The following is a 20,844-nucleotide window of genomic DNA, read 5'->3' on the forward strand; positions in this document are numbered from 1 at the left end:
CAAAAGTGCCCCGCACCGGAGCAGGCCCGCCGGAGCAGGAGTTTCACTGCCAGTGCAGGAGTTTCACTGCCAGGCGGGAGTCTCACTGCCAGGCGGGAGTTTCACTGCCGGTGCGGGAGTTTCACTGCAGGAAGAGGACCTTCACCGCGGCCGCGGTCCCGGCCGCCCAGAGCATGGAGGTGAGGGTCCCGATGATGAAGCGCTCGGCGGCCACCGGCGTCTCCTTCAGTTCGGCGAACCTGCCCAGGCCCTTGATGGCGACGATGTAGGCGATGGCCACGGGTTGGCCGGTGAGGATGGCGAGGCACACCCCCAGCCGCTCCAGCACGCCGATGATGGCGCCGCCGCGCAGGATGCGTTGGCTGGGCAGCGCGGGTCCGGCAGCCGGCCCGCCCGACGCCGGCCCGGCGGCAGGGGCGGTCAGCTCACCGTCCACTGCCTGGCCGGCCGGCCTGCCGGCAGCATCAACCGGCCCATCAGGGGCCGTGACCGCGTCCGGGGATGTGGCCCTGCCCGGTTCCCCGCGGCTGGCGATGGGGGAAGGATCGTCCACGGTGACGTCGGCAGAGGGGTCCTGTTCCGTCCTGCGGGCTTCCTCCGCGGCCTTGGCAGCATCGGCTTTGTCGTCGATGGTCCGGGCCAGCTTGAACACCAGCGCAGTGACCGGCCAGCCGGCAAAGCCAGCCACCACCAGCGCCACTGCCACCCAAAGTGCGGTCACCTGTCTCCTTCATTGGGGTTGTCTTCGATCCGGCCGTCCGGCTCCTTCAGATGCTGGACACTCCTATGCCTGGCCGTCGTTGAGTGCCTGGGTAATCTGCGAGTCGGCGTAACCAAGAAGCATGGAGGCTGCCGGCCTGGCTGCCCATTCTTCCTGCCAGCCGGACCGAAGCACGGTTCGGCTCACCGATTGCTCCGAGATTCCAAGTTCACGGGCCACCTGCTTCTGGCTTCCATGCCGGCCCGGGCCCTGGCCACCAGCACCCAGGCGGCGCAGGGCATCCACCACCCGCCACTGGGCTTCCGTGCGGTCCTGGACAAGCCGGCCGAGCAACCGGAGCACTGCTTCCGCGTTGGCACACGCCCGGACCCCCTCCCCCGCAGGAACGCCCCTGCCGGCCTCCCCCGCCATGATGCCGGGCACCACCGACAACGGCACCTGGGAACCGGCGCTTTTGGCGTGTTCAACCGCCCTGCGGGCGGCAACAAAAGCAGTCCCGGTCCCTTCCCGCGGACTGGCATCGGGCGGCAGCGAAACGCTGCCGACGCCGATGCCCACGTACCAGCGCCCTTCGCGGAGCGCGTGCAGTGCTATCTCCACCACGGCGGAAGCCTCCCGCACCACCCCCTGCACCTCGTCCCCGACGGAACGTTCGAACACCGGGTGCGCCGGCCCCGGGAGTTCGAGGCGGGCAACCTGTGCAAGGAAGGACGGAACCCGGTCATGGTCGCCGGTGCTTCCGCGTTGGTCGATGGTCATGACGAACATTCATCAACCATAGGCGGTTGATCCCGTATGATCAATCGCATTTGGCTGATTTTTCGAAGTCAGCCGAAACTGAATGACTATCCGAAGAGATTGACGGGCTTGACGATGTCTGCGTAGATCAGCAGCGCGCTCATCCCCATCAGCAGCGCTGCAACCACGTACGTGACTGGAAGCAGCTTGGCGATGTCGAACGCTCCGGGATCCGGCCGTCCGCGGAGCTTTGCCACCCGGCGCCGAATGCCCTCATACAGGGCCCCGGCAACATGGCCGCCGTCGAGCGGCAGGAGCGGAATCAGGTTGAACACGGCAAGCGCAAAGTTCAGTCCGGCCAGCAGGCCAACAAGCGTAGCCACCCGGGACTGCAGCGGTACGGCCTCCATGGCCGCCACCTCGCCCGCCACCCTGCCGACGCCCACCACGCTGATGGGGCCGTTGGGGTCGCGGGGCTCTTCGCTGAAGGCTGCCTTCGCCACTCCCACCACACGGGCCGGCAGATTGAAGACAACGCCGGCCACCTGGCGGATGTTCTCCCCCGCCATGGGCAGGACGGACGACGCCGGCTGGGCCACCAACGCCGTTTGCGCACCGATGCCGAGGAATCCCACGTCCTGGTACTGGAGGTTGCCGGCAGCATCGGTGGCCTGCCGTCCGTCGCTTCCCATCACGGGCCGCGCCGACAGGACGGGGGTCACTGTGGTGGACACGGGATTGCCGTCCCGCTGCACGGTGATGGCTACTTCCCTGCCGGCAGAGGCGCGGATCCACTCCGTCAACTGCTCCCAGCTGGTGACGGGTTTGCCGTCGAAGGAAGTAATCGTGTCGTTTGGCTTCAACCCGGCCGCCGCGGCGGGCGTCAGCCGGCAGTCCGCAGAGTCGGGATCGACGGTTTGGCCCGCGGCCACCTGGCATTTGGAGACGTCCGAAACGGTCGTGGTGGCGGTGGCAATGCCGAAGCCCATCAGCAGCACGGCGGTGAGCAGCACGCCAAGGATCATGTTCATGGCCGGGCCGCCCAGCATCACAATCACTTTTTTCCAGACCGGCAGGCGGTAGAAGACCCGGTGTTCGTCGCCCGGCCCCACTTCCTCGTGGGCCATGGAGCGGGCCTCGGTGGCAAGTGTCTGGAACATGCCCGTGCTGGAGGGGCGGACCGAGCCGTCGTCCTTGTTCGGCGGGTACATGCCGATCATGGAGACGTAGCCGCCCAGCGGAACGGCCTTCACGCCGTACTCGGTTTCGCCCCTCCGGCGGGACCACAGCGTTGGCCCGAAGCCGATCATGTACTTTGTCACGCGGACTTTGAAGAGCTTGGCCGGCACCAGGTGCCCCACCTCGTGGAGCGCGATGGACACAGCAATACCCAGGGCGACGAAGACGACGCCGAGGATGAAAAGTAGGACAGGGGTCATGGAGGTGGTGCTGCTTCCTAGAGACTTCTGACTGCTAAACGTTCGTGGGCCCGGGCACGTGCCCAGCTTTCAGCATCCAGCACTGAATCCACCGTCAGCCCGGAGGAACCTGAGTGTTCGCTGAGCACACTGTCCACGGTATCGACGATGTCGGTAAACCGGATCCGGCCGTCGTGGAACGCCGTCACTGCCTCTTCATTGGCCGCATTGAACACGGCAGGGAAGGTGCTTCCCTGCCGGGCGGCGTCCTTGGCAAGGCCGACGGCGGGGAAGGCCTCGGCGTCCAGCGGCTCGAAGGTCCAGGTAGCGGCCTGGGTCCAGTCGCACGGGCTGGCGGCCTTGGGCACGCGCGCAGGCCAGCCAAGCCCCAGGGCGATGGGCAGCCGCATGTCAGGCGGCGAGGCCTGGGCGATGGTGGAGCCGTCGACGAACTGGACCATTGAGTGGACGATGGACTGGGGGTGGACTACCACGTCGATCCGGTCCAACGGGATATCGAACAACAGGTGGGCCTCGATGACCTCCAGGCCCTTGTTGACCAGCGTGGCGGAGTTGGTGGTGACCATCATGCCCATGTCCCAGGTGGGGTGGGCCAGTGCCTGCTGCGGGGTGACGTCGTGGAGCTCGTCCCGGCTCCTGCCCCGGAACGGTCCGCCGGAGGCGGTGAGGATGAGCTTGTCCACTTCGCCGGCGGTGCCTGAACGCAGGCATTGGGCAATCGCGGAATGTTCCGAGTCCACCGGCACGATCTGGCCGTCCCTTGCCGCGGCCTTGACCAGGCTGCCGCCCACGATCAGCGACTCCTTGTTGGCAAGGGCCAGGGTGGCTCCGGACTTAAGGGCCGCCAGGGTGGGTGCCAGGCCGATGGAACCGGTGATTCCGTTGAGCACCACGTCAGCCTCGACGGCGGCGATCCGGGCGGAGGCGTCGGGGCCGGCCACGATCTCCGGGCGGTATTCCGGACGGCCTGCCGCTGCGGCGGCGTCGCGGATCAGGCCTTCCAGCCGTCCGGGGTCTCCGGAGGCGATCCCCACGGCCGCGGCCCCGGTGTGGACAGCCTGCCGGGCCAGGAGTTCCAGGTTGCCGCCCCCGGCACTGAGTGCCACCACCTCGAACAGGTGCGGGGCGCCGTCGACGACGTCAATCGCCTGGGTGCCGATGGAACCGGTGGATCCTAGGAGGACGACTCTGCGTGGCTGCATTGCTTAAGTATCCCGCACCCTTCCCGGCCTGCCTGCGCCCCTGGCCTGCAGACGGGCCTTAATCGCCTTGACCCGCGGACGGCCGGGCGTAACGTGGATTGCGTGGACTGGCTCACGTGGTTTGATGCGCCGGAGTACGAATTTGCCCGGCAGGTGCTGCAGCGGGGTGTCGCCGCATTGTATTTCGTTGCCTTCCTCTCCACGCTGAACCAGTTTCCCGCCCTGCTCGGCGAGCGCGGCCTCCTCCCGGTGCCGGAGTTCCTGGCGGCATTCACCCGCCTGCGCCGGCCAACGCTGTTCCGCTGGCGGTACTCGGACAGGCTGCTTCGCGGTGTCTGTGCCGGCGGGCTGGTGGTGTCGGCGCTGCTCGTGGCGGGGATACCGCAGGCCGGGCCGCCGTGGGTCCCGATGGTCGCCTTCCTGGCCCTGTGGCTGCTGTACATGTCGATCGTGAACGTGGGCCAGACGTTCTATGGGTTCGGCTGGGAAATGCTGCTCCTGGAAGCGGGCTTCACCGTGGCGTTCCTGGGCTCCAACCAGACGGAGCCGCCCCGGACCATCCTGATCCTGATTGTGTGGCTGGTGTTCCGGCTGGAGTTCGGGGCGGGAATGATCAAGATCCGCGGTGGCCGGGAATGGCGGGACCTGACGGCCCTGTACTACCACCACGAGACCCAGCCCATGCCCGGGCCATTGAGCCGGCAGGCCCATCTCCTGCCCAAGCCGCTGCACCGTATCGAAGTGGTGGGCAACCACATCGCCCAGCTGGTGGTGCCGTTCCTGCTGTTCGCCCCGCAGCCGGTGGCCGGCGTGGCGGCGGGGGTCGTCGTCGTGACCCAGCTGTGGCTGGTGGCCAGCGGCAACTTCGCCTGGCTGAACTGGATGGCAATCGTGCTGGCGTTTGCAGCCGTCAGCGATCCCGTGGCGCACGCCGTCATACCGGCAATCCCGGCAGACTGGGACGCCGCCACGGGAGGCCGGCAGGAGACCCCGCTGTGGTGGCTGGCCATCACCCTGGCAGCATCCGCCCTGCTGCTGGCCCTGAGCTACTGGCCGCTGCGGAACCTCTTCTCCCGCCGGCAGCTGATGAATGCCAGCTTCAACCGGTGGCAGCTGGTCAACGCCTACGGCGCGTTCGGCACCGTGACCAGGCAGCGCATCGAGATTGTGGTGGAAGGCACGCTGGACGACGATCCCGACGACGACCCGGAATGGCGCGAGTACGGTTTCAAGGGCAAGCCCGGGGATGTCCGCCGGATTCCGCGGCAGTGGGCCCCGTACCACCTGCGGCTGGACTGGCTGATGTGGTTCCTGCCGCTGCGCAGCGTGCACGAGGAATGGTTCTACGCGTTCCTGGCCAAGCTGCTGGCGGCGGACCGGCAGATGCTGCGGCTGCTGCGGCATGACCCGTTCGACGGCGCCGCGCCGCACTGGGTGCGCGTGCGCAGTTACCATTACCGCTTCGCCACGCGGAAGGAGTTCCGGGAGACGGGGAACCGGTGGGTGCGGACGCTGCTCTACGAGCCCATCCCGCCAACGTCCCTGCGCAGGTCCCCGGGACGCCAACGCTAGCCGAACGTCCCGCTATGCCTACACAGCGGCGCGGCGCACGATCTCCTGGGCGTGCTTGAGGATTGGCCCGTCGATCATTTTCCCCTGGTACTGGAACACTCCCGATCCGGCTGATGCTGCGGCATCCAGGAGGGCAACCGCGGCGGCCACCTCGTCTTCCGAAGGTGCGTAGGCCTTGCGGACCACGGCGGCCTGGCTGGGGTGGATGCAGGCCTTCGAACTGAAGCCCGAGGCCACGGCGTCGGCAGCCTCGGCTGCCAGTCCGTCAAGGTCGGGGATGTTGGTGTAGACCGCATCCACCGCTTCCTTGCCGTAGGCGCGGGCTGCCAGCAGGACGGCGGAGCGGGCGTGCAGCGCAACCGCCCGGTAGGCGCCGTCGTCCTTCCGGCTGGACGTTCCACCCAGGGTGGCCAGCAGGTCCTCGGCGCCCCACATCAGGCCCACCACGTTAGGGGCGGCGGCGATGGCAGGCGCATTGAGCACGCCAAGCGCCGTTTCGCACAGGGCAATCACCTGGTAGCCCTCCAGCGCTTTGAGCTGTTCGGCGGATTCGGCCTTGGCCAGCATCACCGTGCGGTAGGGGGTGTGGGCCAGGCAGTGCAGGTCCTTTTCGAAGTCCTCAGTCCCCACGGGATTCACCCTGACAATGGTGCAGCTGGGTTCGAGCTCAGGTTCCACACCGGTGGTTCCCAGCTGGGCCAGGATGGCGCCTCGGGCGCGCTGCTTGTCAGCCGGCGCCACCGCGTCTTCAAGGTCCAGGATCACGGCGTCTGCCCGGGCGGCGGCTTTCTGGTAGCGCTCCGGCCTGTCGGCGGGGCAGAAAAGCAGTGCGGGGCCCATTACGAAAGTCATACCGGCATTGTCCCCTGTCCGGCGTCCTGCGTCTTGGCGTGGGCGTCGCGCGTCCACATGAGGCAGCTGCGGGTGGCCCGGGCCACGACTGTTCCGTTCTGGTTGCGCCCGGTGTGCTCCATGGTCACGATGCCCTGGCCGGGCCGTGAGGAGGAAAGCCGCTTTCCGGTGACGGCTGTCTCCGTGTAGAGCGTGTCTCCGTGGTAGAGCGGGTGCGGGAAGGAGACGTCGGTCAGGCCCAGCTGGGCGATGATGGTTCCCTGGGTGAGCTGGGTGACGGACTGGCCCACCATGGTGGCCAGGGTGAACATCGAGTTCATGAGCCGCTGGCCGAAGGGCTGCCCGGCGCTCCAGGCAGCGTCCAGGTGCAGGGCCTGGGTGTTCATGGTCAGCGTGGTGAAGAGGACGTTGTCGGCTTCGGTCACGGTGCGTCCGGGCCGGTGGGCGTACAGCACGCCCTCCTCCAGCTCGTCGAAGTACAGCCCGCGCTGCTCGACGACCCGCCGGCCGCGGTCGTCCTTTTGCCTGGAAACCGGACCGTTGCCATCCGTCATACGGTCAGTTCCTGGTCTTCCTCGAACAGGTCGGCGCCGGTGGCGGCCACCACGTCCTCGAGCGATACGTTGGGGGCCAGTTCGCGCAGCACCAGGCGTGAGGGGCCGCCGTCCTTCACGATGTCAATGACGGCGAGGTCCGTGATGATCCGGTCCACACAGCCCTTGCCGGTGAGGGGCAGGGTGCATTGTTTGACGATCTTCGGATTCCCGTTCCGGTCCACATGCTCCATCATCACGATCACCCTCTTGGCCCCGAACACCAGGTCCATGGCACCGCCCATGCCCTTGACCATCTTGCCGGGGATCATCCAGTTGGCGAGGTCGCCGTTCTCCGCCACTTCCATGGCGCCGAGGACGGCGAGGTCCACGTGGCCGCCGCGGATCATGCCAAAGGATGTCGCGGAGTCGAAGAACGCCGCTCCCCTGTTGACCGTCACGGTTTCCTTGCCGGCGTTGATCAGGTCCGGATCCACCGCGTCGTCCGCAGGGTAGGGGCCGACGCCGAGGATGCCGTTCTCCGAGTGCAGCACCACCTCCACCCCGGCGGGGATGTAGTTGGGGATCAGGGTGGGCATCCCGATGCCCAGGTTCACGTACTGGCCGTTGCGAAGCTCCCTGGCCACCCGCGCGGCGAGTTCGTTGCGCGTCCAGCCCTTCGTTTTGGCGGGGGACGTGGAGTCGCCGGGCCCGGCATGCTGCTGGGAACCGGCCCGCCGGTATTCCGCGCGGACGGCTTCGGGGCGCGGCGCTTCAGGGCTGTTCGGATCCATGGTCATGCTCCTGCCTGCTGGTGGCTGCCTGGTGTTCTTCCTCCTGGGCCCGGCGCCGTCAGGGCAACGGTCCGCTTTTCGATCCGCTTCTCCCCGTCCCGGGCCAGGACCACGCGCTGGACGAAGATGCCAGGAGTGTGGATGTGTTCGGGGTCCAGTTCGCCGGGCTCCACGAGTTCCTCCACCTCGGCGATGGTGATCCGGCCGGCCATGGCGCACAGGGGGTTGAAGTTCATGGCGGTGGCATGGAACACCAGGTTGCCGTGGCGGTCGCCCTTCCAGGCGTGCACCAGCCCGAAGTCCGGCGTGAGGGACTCTTCCAGGACGTAGTCCACGCCGCCGAATGACCGCACTTCCTTGGGCGCGGAGGCAACCGCGATGCCGCCGTTGGCGTCGTACTTCTGCGGCAGGCCGCCGTCGGACACCTGCGTGCCCACCCCCGCCTTGGTGTAGAAGGCCGGAATGCCCGCACCACCGGCCCGCAGCTTTTCAGCAAGCGTGCCCTGGGGTGTGAGCACCACCTCGAGCTCACCGGCCAGGTATTGGCGCGCAAATTCCTTGTTCTCGCCCACATAGGAGCTGATGGTGCGGCGGATACGCCCGTCCCGGAGCAGGATGCCCAGGCCCCAGTCGTCCACCCCACAGTTGTTGCTGACGGTCTCCAGACCGGAGGTGCCCGCCCGGTGCAGGGCGTCGATCAGGGCAACCGGAATTCCGCAAAGGCCGAACCCGCCCACCGCCAGCGAGGCGCCGTCCGGGATATCCGCAACCGCCGCGTCGGCGCTGGCAACAACCTTGTCAATCATCAGTGATCCTCTCAGGCCGGCTACGGTCCCAGGTCCTACAGACCCAGTTCGCGGGCGATCAGCATCAACTGGACCTCCGTGGTGCCCTCCCCGACTTCAAGGATCTTGGAATCGCGGTAGTGGCGCGCCACGGTGAACTCGTTGATGAAGCCATAGCCGCCGAATACCTGGGTGGCATCCCGCGCGTTGTCCATGGCCGCCTCGCCTGCGACCATCTTAGCGATGGCCGCCTGGGTCTTGAACGGCTTGCCGGCAAGCATCCGGAAGGCCGCGTCGTAGTACGCCAGGCGGGCGGTGTGGGCCCGGGCTTCCATGCGGGCGATCTTGAACGAAATGGCCTGGTACTTGCCGATGTTCTGCCCGAAGGCGCTGCGTTCCCTCGCATATTTGACCGAGAGGTCCACACAACCCTGGGCTGCGCCGGTGGCCAGCGCCGCAATGGCGATCCGGCCCTCGTCCAGGATGGACAGGAAGTTGGCGTAGCCGCGGCCTTCCACGCCCAGCAGGTTCGCTTCCGGGACGCGGACATCCTTCAGCGTCAGGGGGTGCGTGTCCGATGCGTTCCAGCCCACCTTGTTGTACGGCTTTTCCGCCTTGAAGCCGGGAGTGTCGGTGGGCACCAGGATGGTGGAGATGTCTTTTTTGACGGTGCCGTCCCCGCGTTCCTGCTGCCCGGTTACGGCAGTGACGGTGACCAGCCGGGTGATGTCCGTTCCGGAGTTGGTGATGAACTCCTTGGTGCCGTTGATGACCCAGTTGCCGTCTTCGCGCCGGGCGTGGGTCTTGGTCCCGCCCGCGTCCGACCCGGCCTCGGGCTCGGTAAGTCCAAAGCCTGCGAGCGCCTGGCCGGACGCCAGCATGGGCAGCCACTGCTGTTTCTGCGCGTCCGTGCCGAAGCGGTAGACGGGCATGGCCCCGAGGGACACCCCGGCCTCCAGCGTGATGGCGACGGACTGGTCCACCCGGCCGAGCTGTTCCAGCGCGAGGGCCAGTGCGAAGTAGTCCCCGCCCATGCCGCCGTATTCCTCGGGGAACGGCAGCCCGAAAAGGCCCATCTCGGCCATCTGCTTCACCACTTCGTACGGGAAGCTGTGCTCTTCGTCGTGCTTGGCGGAGACCGGGGCCACCACGTTGTCCGCGAAATCGCGCACGGTGTCGCTGAGGTCCCGGTATTCCTCGGTCAGTTCAAAACCGGTCATGGTCAGGCTCCTTCGCCTTGGATTGCAGCTGCGTCTGTTGCTGTCTCTGTGCTGTCTGTTTTTACGCCGGTGGCAGCGGGATGGATGGTGGCCAGCACCTGGTCGGCCTTCACCAGGTCACCGGTACGGGTGGCCAGGTGGACCGTCCCGGCCAGCGGGGCCACCAGGTGGTGCTCCATCTTCATGGCCTCCACGGAAACCAGGACTTCCCCGGCCTGGACGGCGTCCCCGTCGGCCACCGGGACGGCCACGACGGTCCCGGGCATCGGCGAGCGCACCTCCGGGTCGGCCGCCCCTTCCTGCCGCTGGATGGCGGCCAGCACGCGTTCCAGCCGCGCCTCCCGGGTCAGTACGTCCAGGCGGCAGGACCAGCCGTCGTTGCCGAGGTAGAGCTGTGTGGGGCCGTCGGGCACCGCGTTATCCCACGGTTGGACGGCAGCCCCTGTGGAGTCCGCAGCCAGCCGGTAGCCGTGGTGCTGGCCATCGAGGTCAAGTTCGAGGCCTTGCCGGCTGGACCACTGCAGGGCGGCCGGATGCTGCGGACCGCCGTTGACGGCGACCACGGCTCCGGCTCCCCCATTGGGACTGCCGCCGACCTGCACGGTGGCCACGCCGCCGTCGGGCGTTCCCAGGCTGATCCGGCGTGGTGCCGCTGCGCCGAGCCGCCAGCCGTTCCTGCCCTGCCACGGCCCGCGCCCGGGGCTGGGGCCGGGGGTGTTCTGTGCTTCCAGCGACAGGACGAACAGCGCGGCGGCCACCAGTTCGGGGTTCCCGATGCGCCGGAATTCCAGTCCGGGCAGCTTCCGTTCGATCAGCCCGGTGTCCAGGTGCCCTGCCTTGACGTCGGAGTCGTTGACCAGGAGCCGCAGGTACTCGACGTTGGTCTCGATGCCCAGTGCCGTGTAGCCGGCCAGGGCACCATCCAGGGCGGCCAGGGCGGCGGCACGGTCCCCGGCCCAGGCGATCACCTTGGACACCATGGGGTCGTAGTGCGCCGACAGTTCCAGGCCTTCCACCAGCGAGGAGTCCACCCGTACCCGCCCCTGGGTGCCGGCGGGCAGTTCGTCGAGCATCAGCACGGTCCCGGTGGACGGGAGAAAGTTCTTTTCGGGCACCTCAGCGTAGACCCTTGCCTCCACGGCGTGGCCGGAAAGCTCCACGTCCGCCTGGCGGACGGTCAGCTCCCCGCCCGCTGCGATCCGCACCTGCCATTCCACCAAGTCGATGCCCGTGACCATTTCGGTGACGGGGTGTTCCACCTGCAGCCTGGTGTTCATCTCCATGAAGAAGAACTCGTCCGGCGCGTCATCGGAGACCAGGAACTCCACGGTCCCGGCGCCCACGTAGTTCACGCTGCGGGCCGCGTTGCAGGCGGCCTCGCCAATCCGGTCGCGCACTTCGGGGCCGTTGGGCAGGCCCTCGAGCAGGGGCGACGGGGCTTCCTCGATGACTTTCTGGTGCCGCCGCTGGAGGGAGCATTCGCGCTCGCCGAGGTGGATGACGTTGCCGTGGCTGTCCGCCAGCACCTGCACCTCGATGTGCCTCGGGGTGGTCACCAGGCGCTCCAGGAACAGGGTGTCGTCGCCGAATGCGGCGGCGGCGACGCGCCGGGCCGTGGCCAGGGCGGCGGGCAGGTCCGCCTGGTTTTCGACGGCGTGCATCCCCTTGCCGCCGCCGCCCGCGGACGGCTTGATGAGGAGCGGAAAGCCGACGGCGGCAGCAGCCTCCATCAGTTCGCTGTCCGTCATGCCGGGCTTGGCAATGCCGGGGACGACGGGCACGCCGTACCCCGCCACGTGGTTCTTGGCGCGGATCTTGTCACCCATGACGTTCAGCGCTTCAACGCCCGGGCCAATGAACGTGATGCCGGCCTTTTCCAGGGCCCTGGCGAAGTCCACGTTCTCGCTCAGGAAACCGTAGCCGGGGTGTACCGCTTCCGCCCCGGACTGCCGGCACGCGTCCACGATGGCGTCCGCGTTCAGGTAGCTTTCGGTTGCAACGGCGGGGCCGATCCGCACGGAGGCATCGGCTTCGCGCACGTGCCGGGCGCCGGCGTCGGCATCGCTGTAGACGGCGACCGAACGGATGCCCAGCTGCCGCAGCGTCCGAATGACGCGGCAGGCGATTTCGCCGCGGTTGGCCACCAGCACGGTGCCGAAGAGGGGCTTGCCGTCGGCCGTTGCGGTGGGGACTTCCCCGGTAGTGGCTGTGTTGGTTTGCATGGTCATTGCTGGCTCACATCCGGAAGAGGCCGAAGGAGGTCTCCGGCAGGGGGGTGCGGGAGACGACGTCGAGCGCCAGGCCCAGGACGGTTCGGGTATCGGCGGGATCGATGACGGCGTCGTCCCACAGCCGTGCAGTGGAGTAGTAGGGGCTGCCCTGGTCCTCGTACTGCTGCCGGATGGGCGCTTTGAACGCTTCCTCGTCATCGGCCGGCCAGTCCTCCCCCGCCGCTTCATACTGGTCCCGCTTAACGGTGGCCAGCACGCTGGCGGCCTGGTTGCCGCCCATCACCGAGATCCGGGCAGCAGGCCACATCCACAGGAACCTCGGCGAGTAGGCACGGCCGCACATGGAGTAGTTGCCGGCACCAAAGGAGCCGCCGATCACCACGGTCAGCTTGGGGACCCGCGCGGTGGCAACGGCCGTCACCATCTTGGCGCCGTTCTTGGCGATGCCGCCCTGCTCGGCGTCCCTGCCCACCATGAAGCCGGAGATGTTCTGCAGGAACAGCAGGGGGATACCGCGCTGGTCGCACAGTTCAATGAAGTGCGCGCCCTTGAGCGACGACTCGCTGAACAGGACGCCGTTGTTGGCCACGATTCCCACCGGGTGCCCGTGGATCCGGGCGAAACCTGTGACCAGCGTGGTGCCGTAGTCCTTCTTGAACTCGTGGAACCTGCTGCCGTCCACCAGCCGGGCAATCACCTCGTGGACGTCGTAGGGAGCATTGACGTCCGTGGGCACCGCACCATAGAGCCCGTCCGGGTCCACGGCGGGTTCGACGGCGGCCTCCACCTGCCAGGCGGGCGCCGCGGGAGGCGGCAGGGTGGAGACGATGTCCCTGACGATCTGCAGGGCATGCTCGTCATTTTCGGCGAGGTGGTCCGTCACACCCGAGACCCGGGAGTGCACCTCGCCCCCACCGAGTTCCTCGGCCGTCACGATTTCCCCGATGGCCGCCTTCACCAGCGGCGGTCCGCCCAGGAAGATGGTGCCCTGGTTCCGGACGATGACGGTTTCGTCGCTCATGGCGGGGACATAGGCGCCGCCGGCCGTGCAGGACCCCATCACGGCAGCGATCTGTGGAATTTTGGCGGCTGAGAGACGCGCCTGGTTGTAGAAGATCCGGCCAAAGTGGTCCCTGTCCGGGAAGACCTCGTCCTGCTTGGGCAGGAAGGCCCCGCCCGAATCCACCAGGTAGATGCAGGGCAGGCCGTTCTCCAGCGCGACCTCCTGGGCGCGGAGGTGCTTCTTCACGGTCATGGGGTAGTACGTGCCGCCCTTGACGGTGGCGTCGTTGGAGATGACCAGGACCTGCCGGCCGTGCACCAGGCCGATGCCGGCGATGACTCCGGCACCGGGTGCATCATCGCCGTACATGCCGTTGGCGGCCAGCGGTGCGATCTCCAGGAACGGGCTGCCCTCGTCCAGCAACTGGTCGATGCGGTCCCGCGGCAGGAGCTTGCCGCGGGCCACGTGCCGCTCGCGCGACTTCCGGGGCCCGCCCAACGCTGCATCCGCCAGCCTCTTCCGCAGTTCGCCGGCGAGCGACAACTGCGCTTCCCGGTTGGCGCGGAAGGACTCGCTTGCGGGATCAAGCCGGGTGGCCAGGGTCTCCATCGACGGTCCGTCCTAAGGGTGGGCCAAGCCGGCCCAAGCCAACTCGGTTAGTGACTAATAACTGAAATTCAGGTTAGTCTCGATTAACTGTGATGTCCAACACACTGCTGTCTTGCTAGAATCTGCGGGGTCCAAGGAGGAAAAGTGCGCAGCAATACAGTGCAGCCGGCCCCTGCCACCCAGCCCGTTCCCACAACCCAGTCCGCTCCCACAACCCAGCGCGGCAAGGCCAAGGAGAACCGGCGGCAGGCTTTGCTGTCCGCCGCGGCCTCGCTGTTCGCGCTGAATGGCTTCAACCGCGTTTCGCTGGAGGACCTCGGCGCGGCGGCAGGCGTCAGCGGCCCAGCGGTCTACCGCCACTTTCCCGGCAAGCAGGCCGTCCTGGCCGACCTCCTGGTCACCGTGAGCCAGGAATTGCTGGACGGCGGGCGGCGGGTGGCGCAGAGCACGCCCAATCCCCTGGCTGCCCTGCGGCAACTGGTGGAATTCCAGGTGGATTTCGCGCTCGGAAAACCGGACGTAATCCGGGTGCAGGACCGTGACTTCAGCAACTTGTCGGAGCAGGACCAGTCCGCGGTGCGTACCCTGCAGCGCAGCTACGTGGAGGTCTGGGTGGACATCCTGGGCAAGGTGCACCCCGGCATCGGTGCGGCTGAACTGCGCATGCGGGCCCACGCGACATTCGGCCTGATCAACTCCACGCCGCACTCCGTCCGGCGTCACGGCACCGGATTGGCGGCCGGGGTTGCCCGCCCCCTGCTTGAACGGATGGCACTGGCAGCCCTGATGGTGGACAGCGCACCTACAGCCGAACGGGGCGCCTAGTCCCCCGGTCAGACCATCGTGAGGACCATTCCCGGCTCGGCAAGGATCGCTCCGACGTCGGCCAGGAACCGGGACCCCTGTTCGCCGTCCACCAGGCGGTGGTCAAAGGACAGGCTCAGCGTGAGCACCTGCCGCAGTGCCACCTCGCCCTTGTACTCCCACGGCATGGTCCGCACCGCACCCAGGCCCAGGATCGCCGCCTCCCCCGGGTTGAGGATGGGGGTACCCGCGTCGATGCCAAATACGCCGATGTTGGTAATGGAGATGGTACCGTCGGACAGGTCAGCGGGCTGGGTCTTGCCAGCCCTGGCGGTTTCCGCGAGCGCTGTCAGCGCCTGGGCAAGCTGCGGGAGCGCCATGGCGTCGGCGTCCTTGATGTTGGGGACCATCAGTCCGCGGGGTGTGGCGGCGGCAATGCCCAGGTTCACGTAGTTGAAGGTGACGATCTCCTGATTGTCCTGGTCCCAGCGGGAATTCAGCGCCGGGTTCCGCCGCACGGCCACCAGGACGGCCTTGGCAGCGAGCGTCAACGGGGTGAGCCTGATTCCGGAGAACTCCCTGCTGTTCTTGAGTTTCGCCAGCAACTCAAGGCTGGGCGTGACATCCACGGTGAGGAATTCGGTGGCGTGCGGAGCGGTGAAGGCGCTCTGCACCATCGCCGCCGCGGTGAGCTTGCGCACGCCCTTGATGGGAGTCCGGGTCTCCCGCTCCCCCGGCCGGGTTCCATCGGCTACCGGCACGGGTCCGGCCGGCGGCGCAGCAGGCTCGCCCTCGTGCCCTGCAAAGTCCTGGACGTCCTCCCGCGTGATCAGCCCGCCGGGACCTGTGCCGTGCACCTGCGCGAGGTCAACTCCCAGGTCTTTGGCCAGTTTGCGGACGGGAGGCGTGGACCGGGGTCGCTCGGCAGGCTGGACATGGCCAACCTGGACATGGCCAACCTGGACATCGGCAGGCCGGGCGGGCTCAACCACCGGCGCCAGGTTCCCGGAAGCCTCCACCGGGGCGAAGTTCCGCGGCCGCCGCGTTGGCCGGCCGGAACCTTCGACGACGGCGCCGTACCCCACCAGGTTGGGTTCCCGTTTCGGCGTCTCCGCTGCGCTTGGAGCTTCCGGGGGTGCTGCCTCCCCCATCCCCGGCGAAAAGGCGCCGGGCGCCTGCGCAGGTGACGCACCGGCGTCGTCCGCCACCTCGAAGGAGACGATCGGCTTGCCCACCTCCACCACGGAACCCGGCTGTTCGTGGAGTTCCTTGATGACGCCGGCAAACGGCGACGGGAGCTCCACCACGGCCTTGGCGGTTTCCACTTCGGCGATGACCTGGTTCAGGCTGACGGTGTCGCCAACGGCCACTTTCCAGCTGAGGATTTCGGACTCCGTGAGTCCTTCACCCAGGTCGGGGAGCCGGAATTCCTTGATCATGGTGGCGCTCATCCTTCCAGCCCGCTCAGGGAATTGGGGCGGCCCAGGGCGCGGTCCACGCCATCGAGGATGCGGTCCAGGCCCGGCAGGTGGTGCATTTCCAGCTTGGAGTACGGGTAGGGAATGTCGAACCCGGTCACCCTCACCGGAGCGGCCTCCAGATGGTAGAAGCAGCGCTCCGTAATGCTGGCCGCCACTTCCGCGCCCAGCCCGCCGGATTGTGCGGCCTCGTGCGTCACCACCAGGCGCCCGGTCTTCCGCACGGACGCCACCACGGGCTCATAGTCCACGGGCGCCAGCGAGCGCAGGTCGATGACTTCAATGGAGATGCCTTCGTCCGCCGCGGCGGAGGCGGCATCCAGGGCCGTCTTGACCAGGGGCCCATAGGCCACCAGCGTGACGTCGCTGCCGTCGGTCAGGACGCGGGCCTTGTCCATGGGCAGGGCGGAACGCGGGTCCATGGACTCATCCACTTCGCCTTTGTCGTGGTAGCGGCGCTTGGGTTCGAAGTACAGCACGGGGTCGTCGCAGGCGATGGCCTGCTGGATCACGGTGTATGCGTCCTGCGGGTTGGCCACGGTCACCACCCGAAGCCCTGAGGTGTGCGTGAAGTAGGCTTCCGGGGATTCGGAGTGGTGTTCCGGCGAGCCGATGCCGCCGCCGAACGGCACCCTGATGGTGATGGGCATCCTGACCGCCCCGCGGGTGCGGTAGTGGAGTTTTGCCACCTGGCTGACGATTTGGTCGAACGCCGGGTAGATGAAGCCGTCGAACTGGATCTCCACCACGGGCCGGTAGCCGCGGTAGGCCAGGCCTACGGCGGTGCCCACGATGGCGGACTCCGCGAGCGGGGTGTCCACCACCCGGTGCTTGCCGAAGTCTTTTTGCAGGCCGTCCGTCACCCGGAAGACGCCGCCCAGGGCGCCGATGTCCTCGCCGAGGAGGACCACCTTGGAGTCGTTTTCCAGCGACTTGCGCAGCCCTGCATTGATGGCACGGGCAAAGGTCAACTGGGTCATCAGCGTGCACCTTCCTTGGAAACGGCTCCGTCGGGGTCACCGAAGGACGCCAGGTAACGGGCGTAATGCTCCTGCTGGCGTTCCAGCCAGGAATTGGGCGTGCTGTAGACGTGCTTGAAGATGTCCATGGGCTGGGGGTCCGGCATGGTGGTGCATCCTCGGCGCATCTCCGATGCAACGGCATCGGCTTTGTCCTTGACCTGCTGCTGCAGCTCCGCGGTCAGGATTCCCTTCCGGTCCAGGAGGCCGGCCAGCCGGGAGATGGGGTCCTTGGCGGCCCAGTCCTCCAGTTCATTGGCGTCCCGGTAGCGGGTGGGATCGTCGGCGGTGGTGTGCGGGCCCATGCGGTAGCTGACGGCCTCGATGAAGGTGGGACCGCCGCCGCGACGGGCCCGGTCCAGTGCCAGCCGGGTGGCAGCCATGACCGCCAGGACATCGTTTCCGTCCACCCGCAGGCTTGGGATGCCGAAACCCGTGGCCCGGTCCGCGAGCTGGATGTGGGTCTGCAGCCGTACGGGCTCGGAGATGGCCCAGTGGTTGTTGGTGCAGAAAAACACCACCGGGGCCTGGAAGCTGGCGGCGAACACCATGGCCTCGTTCAGGTCGCCCTCACTGGTGGCACCGTCCCCGAAGTAGGTAACGGCCACGGCGTCGGCGCCGTCATTCTGGATCCCCATAGCGTAGCCCGTGGCGTGCAGGGTCTGGGCGCCGATGATGATCTGCGGCGTTGCCATGTTGATGCTGTACGGGTCCCAGCCGCCGGAGGCGTTCCCCCGCCACACCCGGAGGAGGTCGGTCAGGTCAACACCGCGGCAGTACGCCACTCCGTTCTCGCGGTAGCTGGAGAACACGAAGTCGTCCGCCCGCAATGCCCTTCCGGACCCTATCTGGGCTGCCTCCTGGCCCAGGAGCGGGGGCCACAGGGCCAGTTCACCCTGCCGCTGCAGGGCCGTGGCCTCCACATCGATCCGGCGGATGACGGTCATGTCCTCGAAGAGGGAGCACAACTGATCGTCGGTAATGTCCCGGACCCAGAAATCAAACTCCGGGTGGCTGATGCGCTCACCTGACGGGGTGATCAGCTGGAGGAGATCCGGTCCGGCTTCGCCGGGGGTTTTCGTGCTTTCGGGGGTTTTTGCGCCGCCAGGGCCCGTTTCGTCTGTAGACACGATTGCCGCAACCTTCGTACGTCGTTGACCCGTGGTTTGCGGACTTTTGGCCCTGCCGCCACCGGCCTTCCGGGCGTCATTGCCCCAGATACTGTGACCCTACTCACAATGCCCAACGGGTACAACCACTGCGGCGCTTATTGAGCAGGATGCCCTGTCTGGAGAGCTGGCACCGTGCTAGCGTTGCGCATTATGCGAGCTTTGGATGGCACTGACACCCGCCTGTTGTCGGCACTCGCGCAGGATCCCCGCCGCACCGTGGTGGCCCTCGCGCAGAAGCTGGGTCTGTCCCGCAATACCGTCCAGGCGCGCATGGCCCAGCTGGAAAAGAAGCACGTCTTCCTGTCCTTTGAACGGCGCATCAATCCCGTGGCCCTGGGGTATCCGCTCATGGCTTTCATCTCCGTCCACGTGCAACAGCAGAGGCTCGGGCAGCTGGCGGAGGACATTGCCGCCATCCCCGAGGTGCTGGAAGGTTACGGGCTGACAGGATCAGCGGACCTGCTGCTGCGCGTGGTGGCCAGGGACGCAGAGGATCTCTTCCGTATCAACGGCAAGATCCTGGCCTGTGATGGCGTGGAGCGGGCTGACACCGCCCTGGCGATGGGTGAGTTGATCCCCTTCCGGGTGCAGCCCCTGCTGGACCGCGGCACGGAGGGCGCCTAGCGCAGGCACCGGACCTTTCGCGCGGCGCTGCACGCACGACGGCGGGGGGCAGGGTTATAGGCTGGATTCCGTCATATGCCGGGCCGGGAGAGGCCCGGGCCAGTACGCCGGCGCCACAGCGCCTGTCAGACGAGAGGCCTCCCTTTTGAGCAGTCCCCAGGATCCGTACCGGCAGGGCCGGGCGGGCTACACGCCACAGCAGTTTCCAGCACTGCCGGAGCAGCCCGCCCCGTTCGGCCTCCCGGGGGAACCGCCCCGGCAGCGGAGCCGGCGGAGGCTGTGGATCATCCTTGGCAGCATCGGCGGGGTGCTGCTCCTGGTGATCCTCGGCGTCGTCATCCTGGTGAACGTGGTGGGAAGCGCCACCAACCAGGCCAGGGGCCTGGCGGACGGCTTCACCAGGAAAGTCATCGCCGGCGACACCTCCCGCGCCTATGACGAATACCTTGACCCGGCCCTGCAGAAGCAGCTTTCCAAGGAGGCCTTCATCTCAGGGGTGAAGAGCCTGGAGATGGACAGTTCCTGCCAGCCCGCCTACAACGAGCTCAAGGTGGCCACCGACAACGGGATGAAGTCGGCCGAGGTAGTGGGCCAGATCAGCTGCACCGGCAAGAAGGTGGACCTCGCCTACCGCTTCGAAGGCACGGACCGGCTGCTGATGACCAACATCAAACTGCGGCCGGCAGCCTAGCCGGACGGCCGGCGCCCCGGGCAGCGCGGCACCGATCGGGAAAGTGGAAAGGGTACTGATCTTTTTACCCATCCATGCGCGGCCATGATCCGAATCGCTTCCGAGGGTCCCGACCAGGGGCCTGTTTATCCGGCGGGAACTGCTGCCCGCCCTATCGGAAGGAACCGGCCATGCGCAACTCACCCAACCGCCTCGTCGCCACCGTTTTCGGAGCCGTCTACCTGCTGGTGGGCCTCCTGGGCTTCGCTGTCACGTCCGGCGTCGGTTTCGCCGCCACCGAAGGCGCGAACCTCATCATCTTCGAAGTCAATCCGCTGCACAACGTCATCCACCTGGCCATCGGCGCCGCGCTGCTCTTCGCCGGGCTTCGCGGAACGGCCACCGCCCGAACCGTGAACGCCACGGTAGGCGCCGTCTACCTCCTGGTGGGCATCGTGGGTCTGTTCCTGCTCAACTCGCCGCTGAACATCATCGCCCTGAACGGCGCCGACAACGTCCTGCACCTCGCCAGCGCCGTACTCCTCCTCGGCGTGGGCCTGTCGCTGGACAAGTCCCCGGCCACCGCAAGGGCTTAGCCGTGGCGGTCCCGGTACCGGTCCGGCCGATGGCGCCGGACCAACCAGGCCTGCAGGCGGGCAGTGCTGTTCGACTCGTCACCGGGTTTGCGGGCTTTGGTGCGGGATCGGTCAACCTCGCCATTTCGTCCAGTATCTTTTCGGCAGCAGCGGGACCTGCGGCCACCCCAGCGGTTGCCGCAGGTGTTGCGGCCGGGGCCTGGGGGCTGATGCTGCTCGCCGCTGCCGTGGTGTTCCTGGCAAGGGACCGGCTGCCGGGCGGCCGGAAGTCGCGGTATGTGCTGGCCGGTGCAGCCGCCGTCCACCTGGCCGCGATGGCATCACCTCCCGTTGCCGGCCCGGCCTCAGGCCTCAGCCTGACCCACCTTTCGGCGTTGCTGCTCACGCTGATGATCCTCGCGTCGCTCGGGTGGCTCCAGCGCGAACGGCAGCACCGCGAACCGCGGGTTCCGTCCGCAGGGGCCGGAGGGCGGCCGGGCCGGCTGTTGCTGGGAGCTTTCGCCGGCGCCGTCCTGGTGGCAGGGATTGCGACGCCGGGCCTCGCCGCCTCGACGGCCGGCCAGTACGCCGTCCCGCACGGCGGGCACGGGAACCCGGCGCCGGGCGGCCACCACCAGCACTGAATCCCCCCTTCCGGTAAAGCGCGCGGGGGCGGCAAACGCAAAGAGCCTCCAGGCCGCGGTATTGAACTGCTCCCCGGAAGTTGGACTGAGAAATTCAGTTCCGACTTCCGGGGAGCAGTTTTATGCATGCACGTAGTTCGTTGTCTGAGGTTCAGCGTG

General features: G+C 67.4%; 20 protein-coding genes. 6 read left to right on the plus strand and 14 right to left on the minus strand.

The features are described 5' to 3' along the window. Positions 1-121: 121 nt before the first annotated feature. The 4 genes from ASG79_RS07795 to dxr form a co-directional block, all read right to left on the minus strand. Complete coding sequence (locus ASG79_RS07795; RefSeq protein WP_056389909.1) at positions 122-721, minus strand: hypothetical protein; 600 nt, start codon at positions 719-721, stop codon at positions 122-124. A 63-nt stretch (positions 722-784) separates the two neighbouring features. After that, positions 785-1,489 (minus strand): hypothetical protein, encoded by a 705-nt coding sequence (locus ASG79_RS07800; RefSeq protein WP_056389912.1) that lies wholly within the window; start codon positions 1,487-1,489, stop codon positions 785-787. Between the two features lie 77 nt (positions 1,490-1,566). After that, entirely contained in the window at positions 1,567-2,898 is a 1,332-nt protein-coding gene (locus ASG79_RS07805; protein ID WP_056389916.1) for a M50 family metallopeptidase, read from the minus strand. Between the two features lie 17 nt (positions 2,899-2,915). Further along, positions 2,916-4,100, minus strand: coding sequence for a 1-deoxy-D-xylulose-5-phosphate reductoisomerase (gene dxr / locus ASG79_RS07810; RefSeq protein ID WP_056389919.1), 1,185 nt, complete (start codon positions 4,098-4,100; stop codon positions 2,916-2,918). A gap of 102 nt (positions 4,101-4,202) precedes the next feature. On the opposite strand from dxr, the gene ASG79_RS07815 reads away from it, so the two are divergent. Next, positions 4,203-5,672 (plus strand): lipase maturation factor family protein, encoded by a 1,470-nt coding sequence (locus tag ASG79_RS07815; protein ID WP_056389921.1) that lies wholly within the window; start codon positions 4,203-4,205, stop codon positions 5,670-5,672. Positions 5,673-5,690: 18 nt separating this feature from the next. Here ASG79_RS07815 and ASG79_RS07820 read toward each other — a convergent pair whose 3' ends face one another. Genes ASG79_RS07820 through ASG79_RS07850 form a run of 7 tightly spaced genes read right to left on the minus strand, consistent with a single transcriptional unit; the run spans position 5,691 to position 13,699 of the window. Beyond that, positions 5,691-6,524 (minus strand): HpcH/HpaI aldolase/citrate lyase family protein, encoded by an 834-nt coding sequence (locus tag ASG79_RS07820; protein WP_018771677.1) that lies wholly within the window; start codon positions 6,522-6,524, stop codon positions 5,691-5,693. After that, entirely contained in the window at positions 6,521-7,078 is a 558-nt protein-coding gene (locus ASG79_RS07825) for a MaoC family dehydratase (RefSeq protein ID WP_056389925.1), read from the minus strand. Before ASG79_RS07825 ends, ASG79_RS07820 begins: the two co-directional genes overlap by 4 nt. After that, positions 7,075-7,857, minus strand: coding sequence for a CoA transferase subunit B (locus ASG79_RS07830; RefSeq protein WP_056389931.1), 783 nt, complete (start codon positions 7,855-7,857; stop codon positions 7,075-7,077). The genes ASG79_RS07825 and ASG79_RS07830 overlap by 4 nt, the downstream gene beginning before the upstream one ends. Beyond that, a complete protein-coding gene (locus ASG79_RS07835; RefSeq protein WP_018771674.1) occupies positions 7,854-8,657 on the minus strand; it encodes a CoA transferase subunit A in 804 nt (267 codons plus the stop codon). The genes ASG79_RS07830 and ASG79_RS07835 overlap by 4 nt, the downstream gene beginning before the upstream one ends. A gap of 35 nt (positions 8,658-8,692) precedes the next feature. Further along, positions 8,693-9,856, minus strand: a complete 1,164-nt coding sequence (locus ASG79_RS07840; protein WP_018771673.1) for an acyl-CoA dehydrogenase family protein — start codon at positions 9,854-9,856, stop codon at positions 8,693-8,695. 2 nt (positions 9,857-9,858) lie between these two features. After that, a complete protein-coding gene (locus tag ASG79_RS07845; RefSeq protein ID WP_056389934.1) occupies positions 9,859-12,084 on the minus strand; it encodes an acetyl/propionyl/methylcrotonyl-CoA carboxylase subunit alpha in 2,226 nt (741 codons plus the stop codon). Between the two features lie 7 nt (positions 12,085-12,091). Continuing rightward, a complete protein-coding gene (locus ASG79_RS07850) occupies positions 12,092-13,699 on the minus strand; it encodes a carboxyl transferase domain-containing protein (protein ID WP_056389937.1) in 1,608 nt (535 codons plus the stop codon). Positions 13,700-13,843: 144 nt separating this feature from the next. Between ASG79_RS07850 and ASG79_RS07855 the strand changes: the two genes are divergently transcribed. Continuing rightward, positions 13,844-14,524, plus strand: coding sequence for a TetR/AcrR family transcriptional regulator (locus ASG79_RS07855; RefSeq protein ID WP_082581696.1), 681 nt, complete (start codon positions 13,844-13,846; stop codon positions 14,522-14,524). 8 nt (positions 14,525-14,532) lie between these two features. Here the strand turns inward: ASG79_RS07855 and ASG79_RS07860 are convergent, their stop codons facing one another. Genes ASG79_RS07860 through pdhA form a run of 3 tightly spaced genes read right to left on the minus strand, consistent with a single transcriptional unit; the run spans position 14,533 to position 18,130 of the window. Further along, a complete protein-coding gene (locus ASG79_RS07860; RefSeq protein WP_056389943.1) occupies positions 14,533-15,954 on the minus strand; it encodes a dihydrolipoamide acetyltransferase family protein in 1,422 nt (473 codons plus the stop codon). After that, positions 15,951-16,961 carry an alpha-ketoacid dehydrogenase subunit beta gene (locus ASG79_RS07865; protein WP_056389946.1) on the minus strand — a complete coding sequence of 337 codons (1,011 nt, stop codon included), beginning with the start codon at positions 16,959-16,961 and terminating at the stop codon, positions 15,951-15,953. The genes ASG79_RS07860 and ASG79_RS07865 overlap by 4 nt, the downstream gene beginning before the upstream one ends. Continuing rightward, complete coding sequence (gene pdhA / locus ASG79_RS07870) at positions 16,961-18,130, minus strand: pyruvate dehydrogenase (acetyl-transferring) E1 component subunit alpha (protein WP_056389949.1); 1,170 nt, start codon at positions 18,128-18,130, stop codon at positions 16,961-16,963. Before pdhA ends, ASG79_RS07865 begins: the two co-directional genes overlap by 1 nt. A 192-nt stretch (positions 18,131-18,322) precedes the next feature. Here pdhA and ASG79_RS07875 point away from each other — a divergent pair, with 192 nt between their 5' ends. From ASG79_RS07875 to ASG79_RS07890, 4 genes are all read left to right on the plus strand, one after another. Then, complete coding sequence (locus ASG79_RS07875) at positions 18,323-18,796, plus strand: Lrp/AsnC family transcriptional regulator (RefSeq protein ID WP_018771667.1); 474 nt, start codon at positions 18,323-18,325, stop codon at positions 18,794-18,796. A gap of 145 nt (positions 18,797-18,941) precedes the next feature. Beyond that, complete coding sequence (locus tag ASG79_RS07880) at positions 18,942-19,487, plus strand: hypothetical protein (RefSeq protein ID WP_018771666.1); 546 nt, start codon at positions 18,942-18,944, stop codon at positions 19,485-19,487. Between the two features lie 170 nt (positions 19,488-19,657). Continuing rightward, complete coding sequence (locus ASG79_RS07885) at positions 19,658-20,062, plus strand: DUF4383 domain-containing protein (RefSeq protein ID WP_056389952.1); 405 nt, start codon at positions 19,658-19,660, stop codon at positions 20,060-20,062. 2 nt (positions 20,063-20,064) lie between these two features. Beyond that, entirely contained in the window at positions 20,065-20,685 is a 621-nt protein-coding gene (locus tag ASG79_RS07890; protein WP_196804799.1) for a hypothetical protein, read from the plus strand. Positions 20,686-20,844: the final 159 nt, after the last annotated feature.

It is taken from the genome of Arthrobacter sp. Soil761, from assembly GCF_001428325.1.
Classification (GTDB): Bacteria; Actinomycetota; Actinomycetes; order Actinomycetales; family Micrococcaceae; genus Arthrobacter.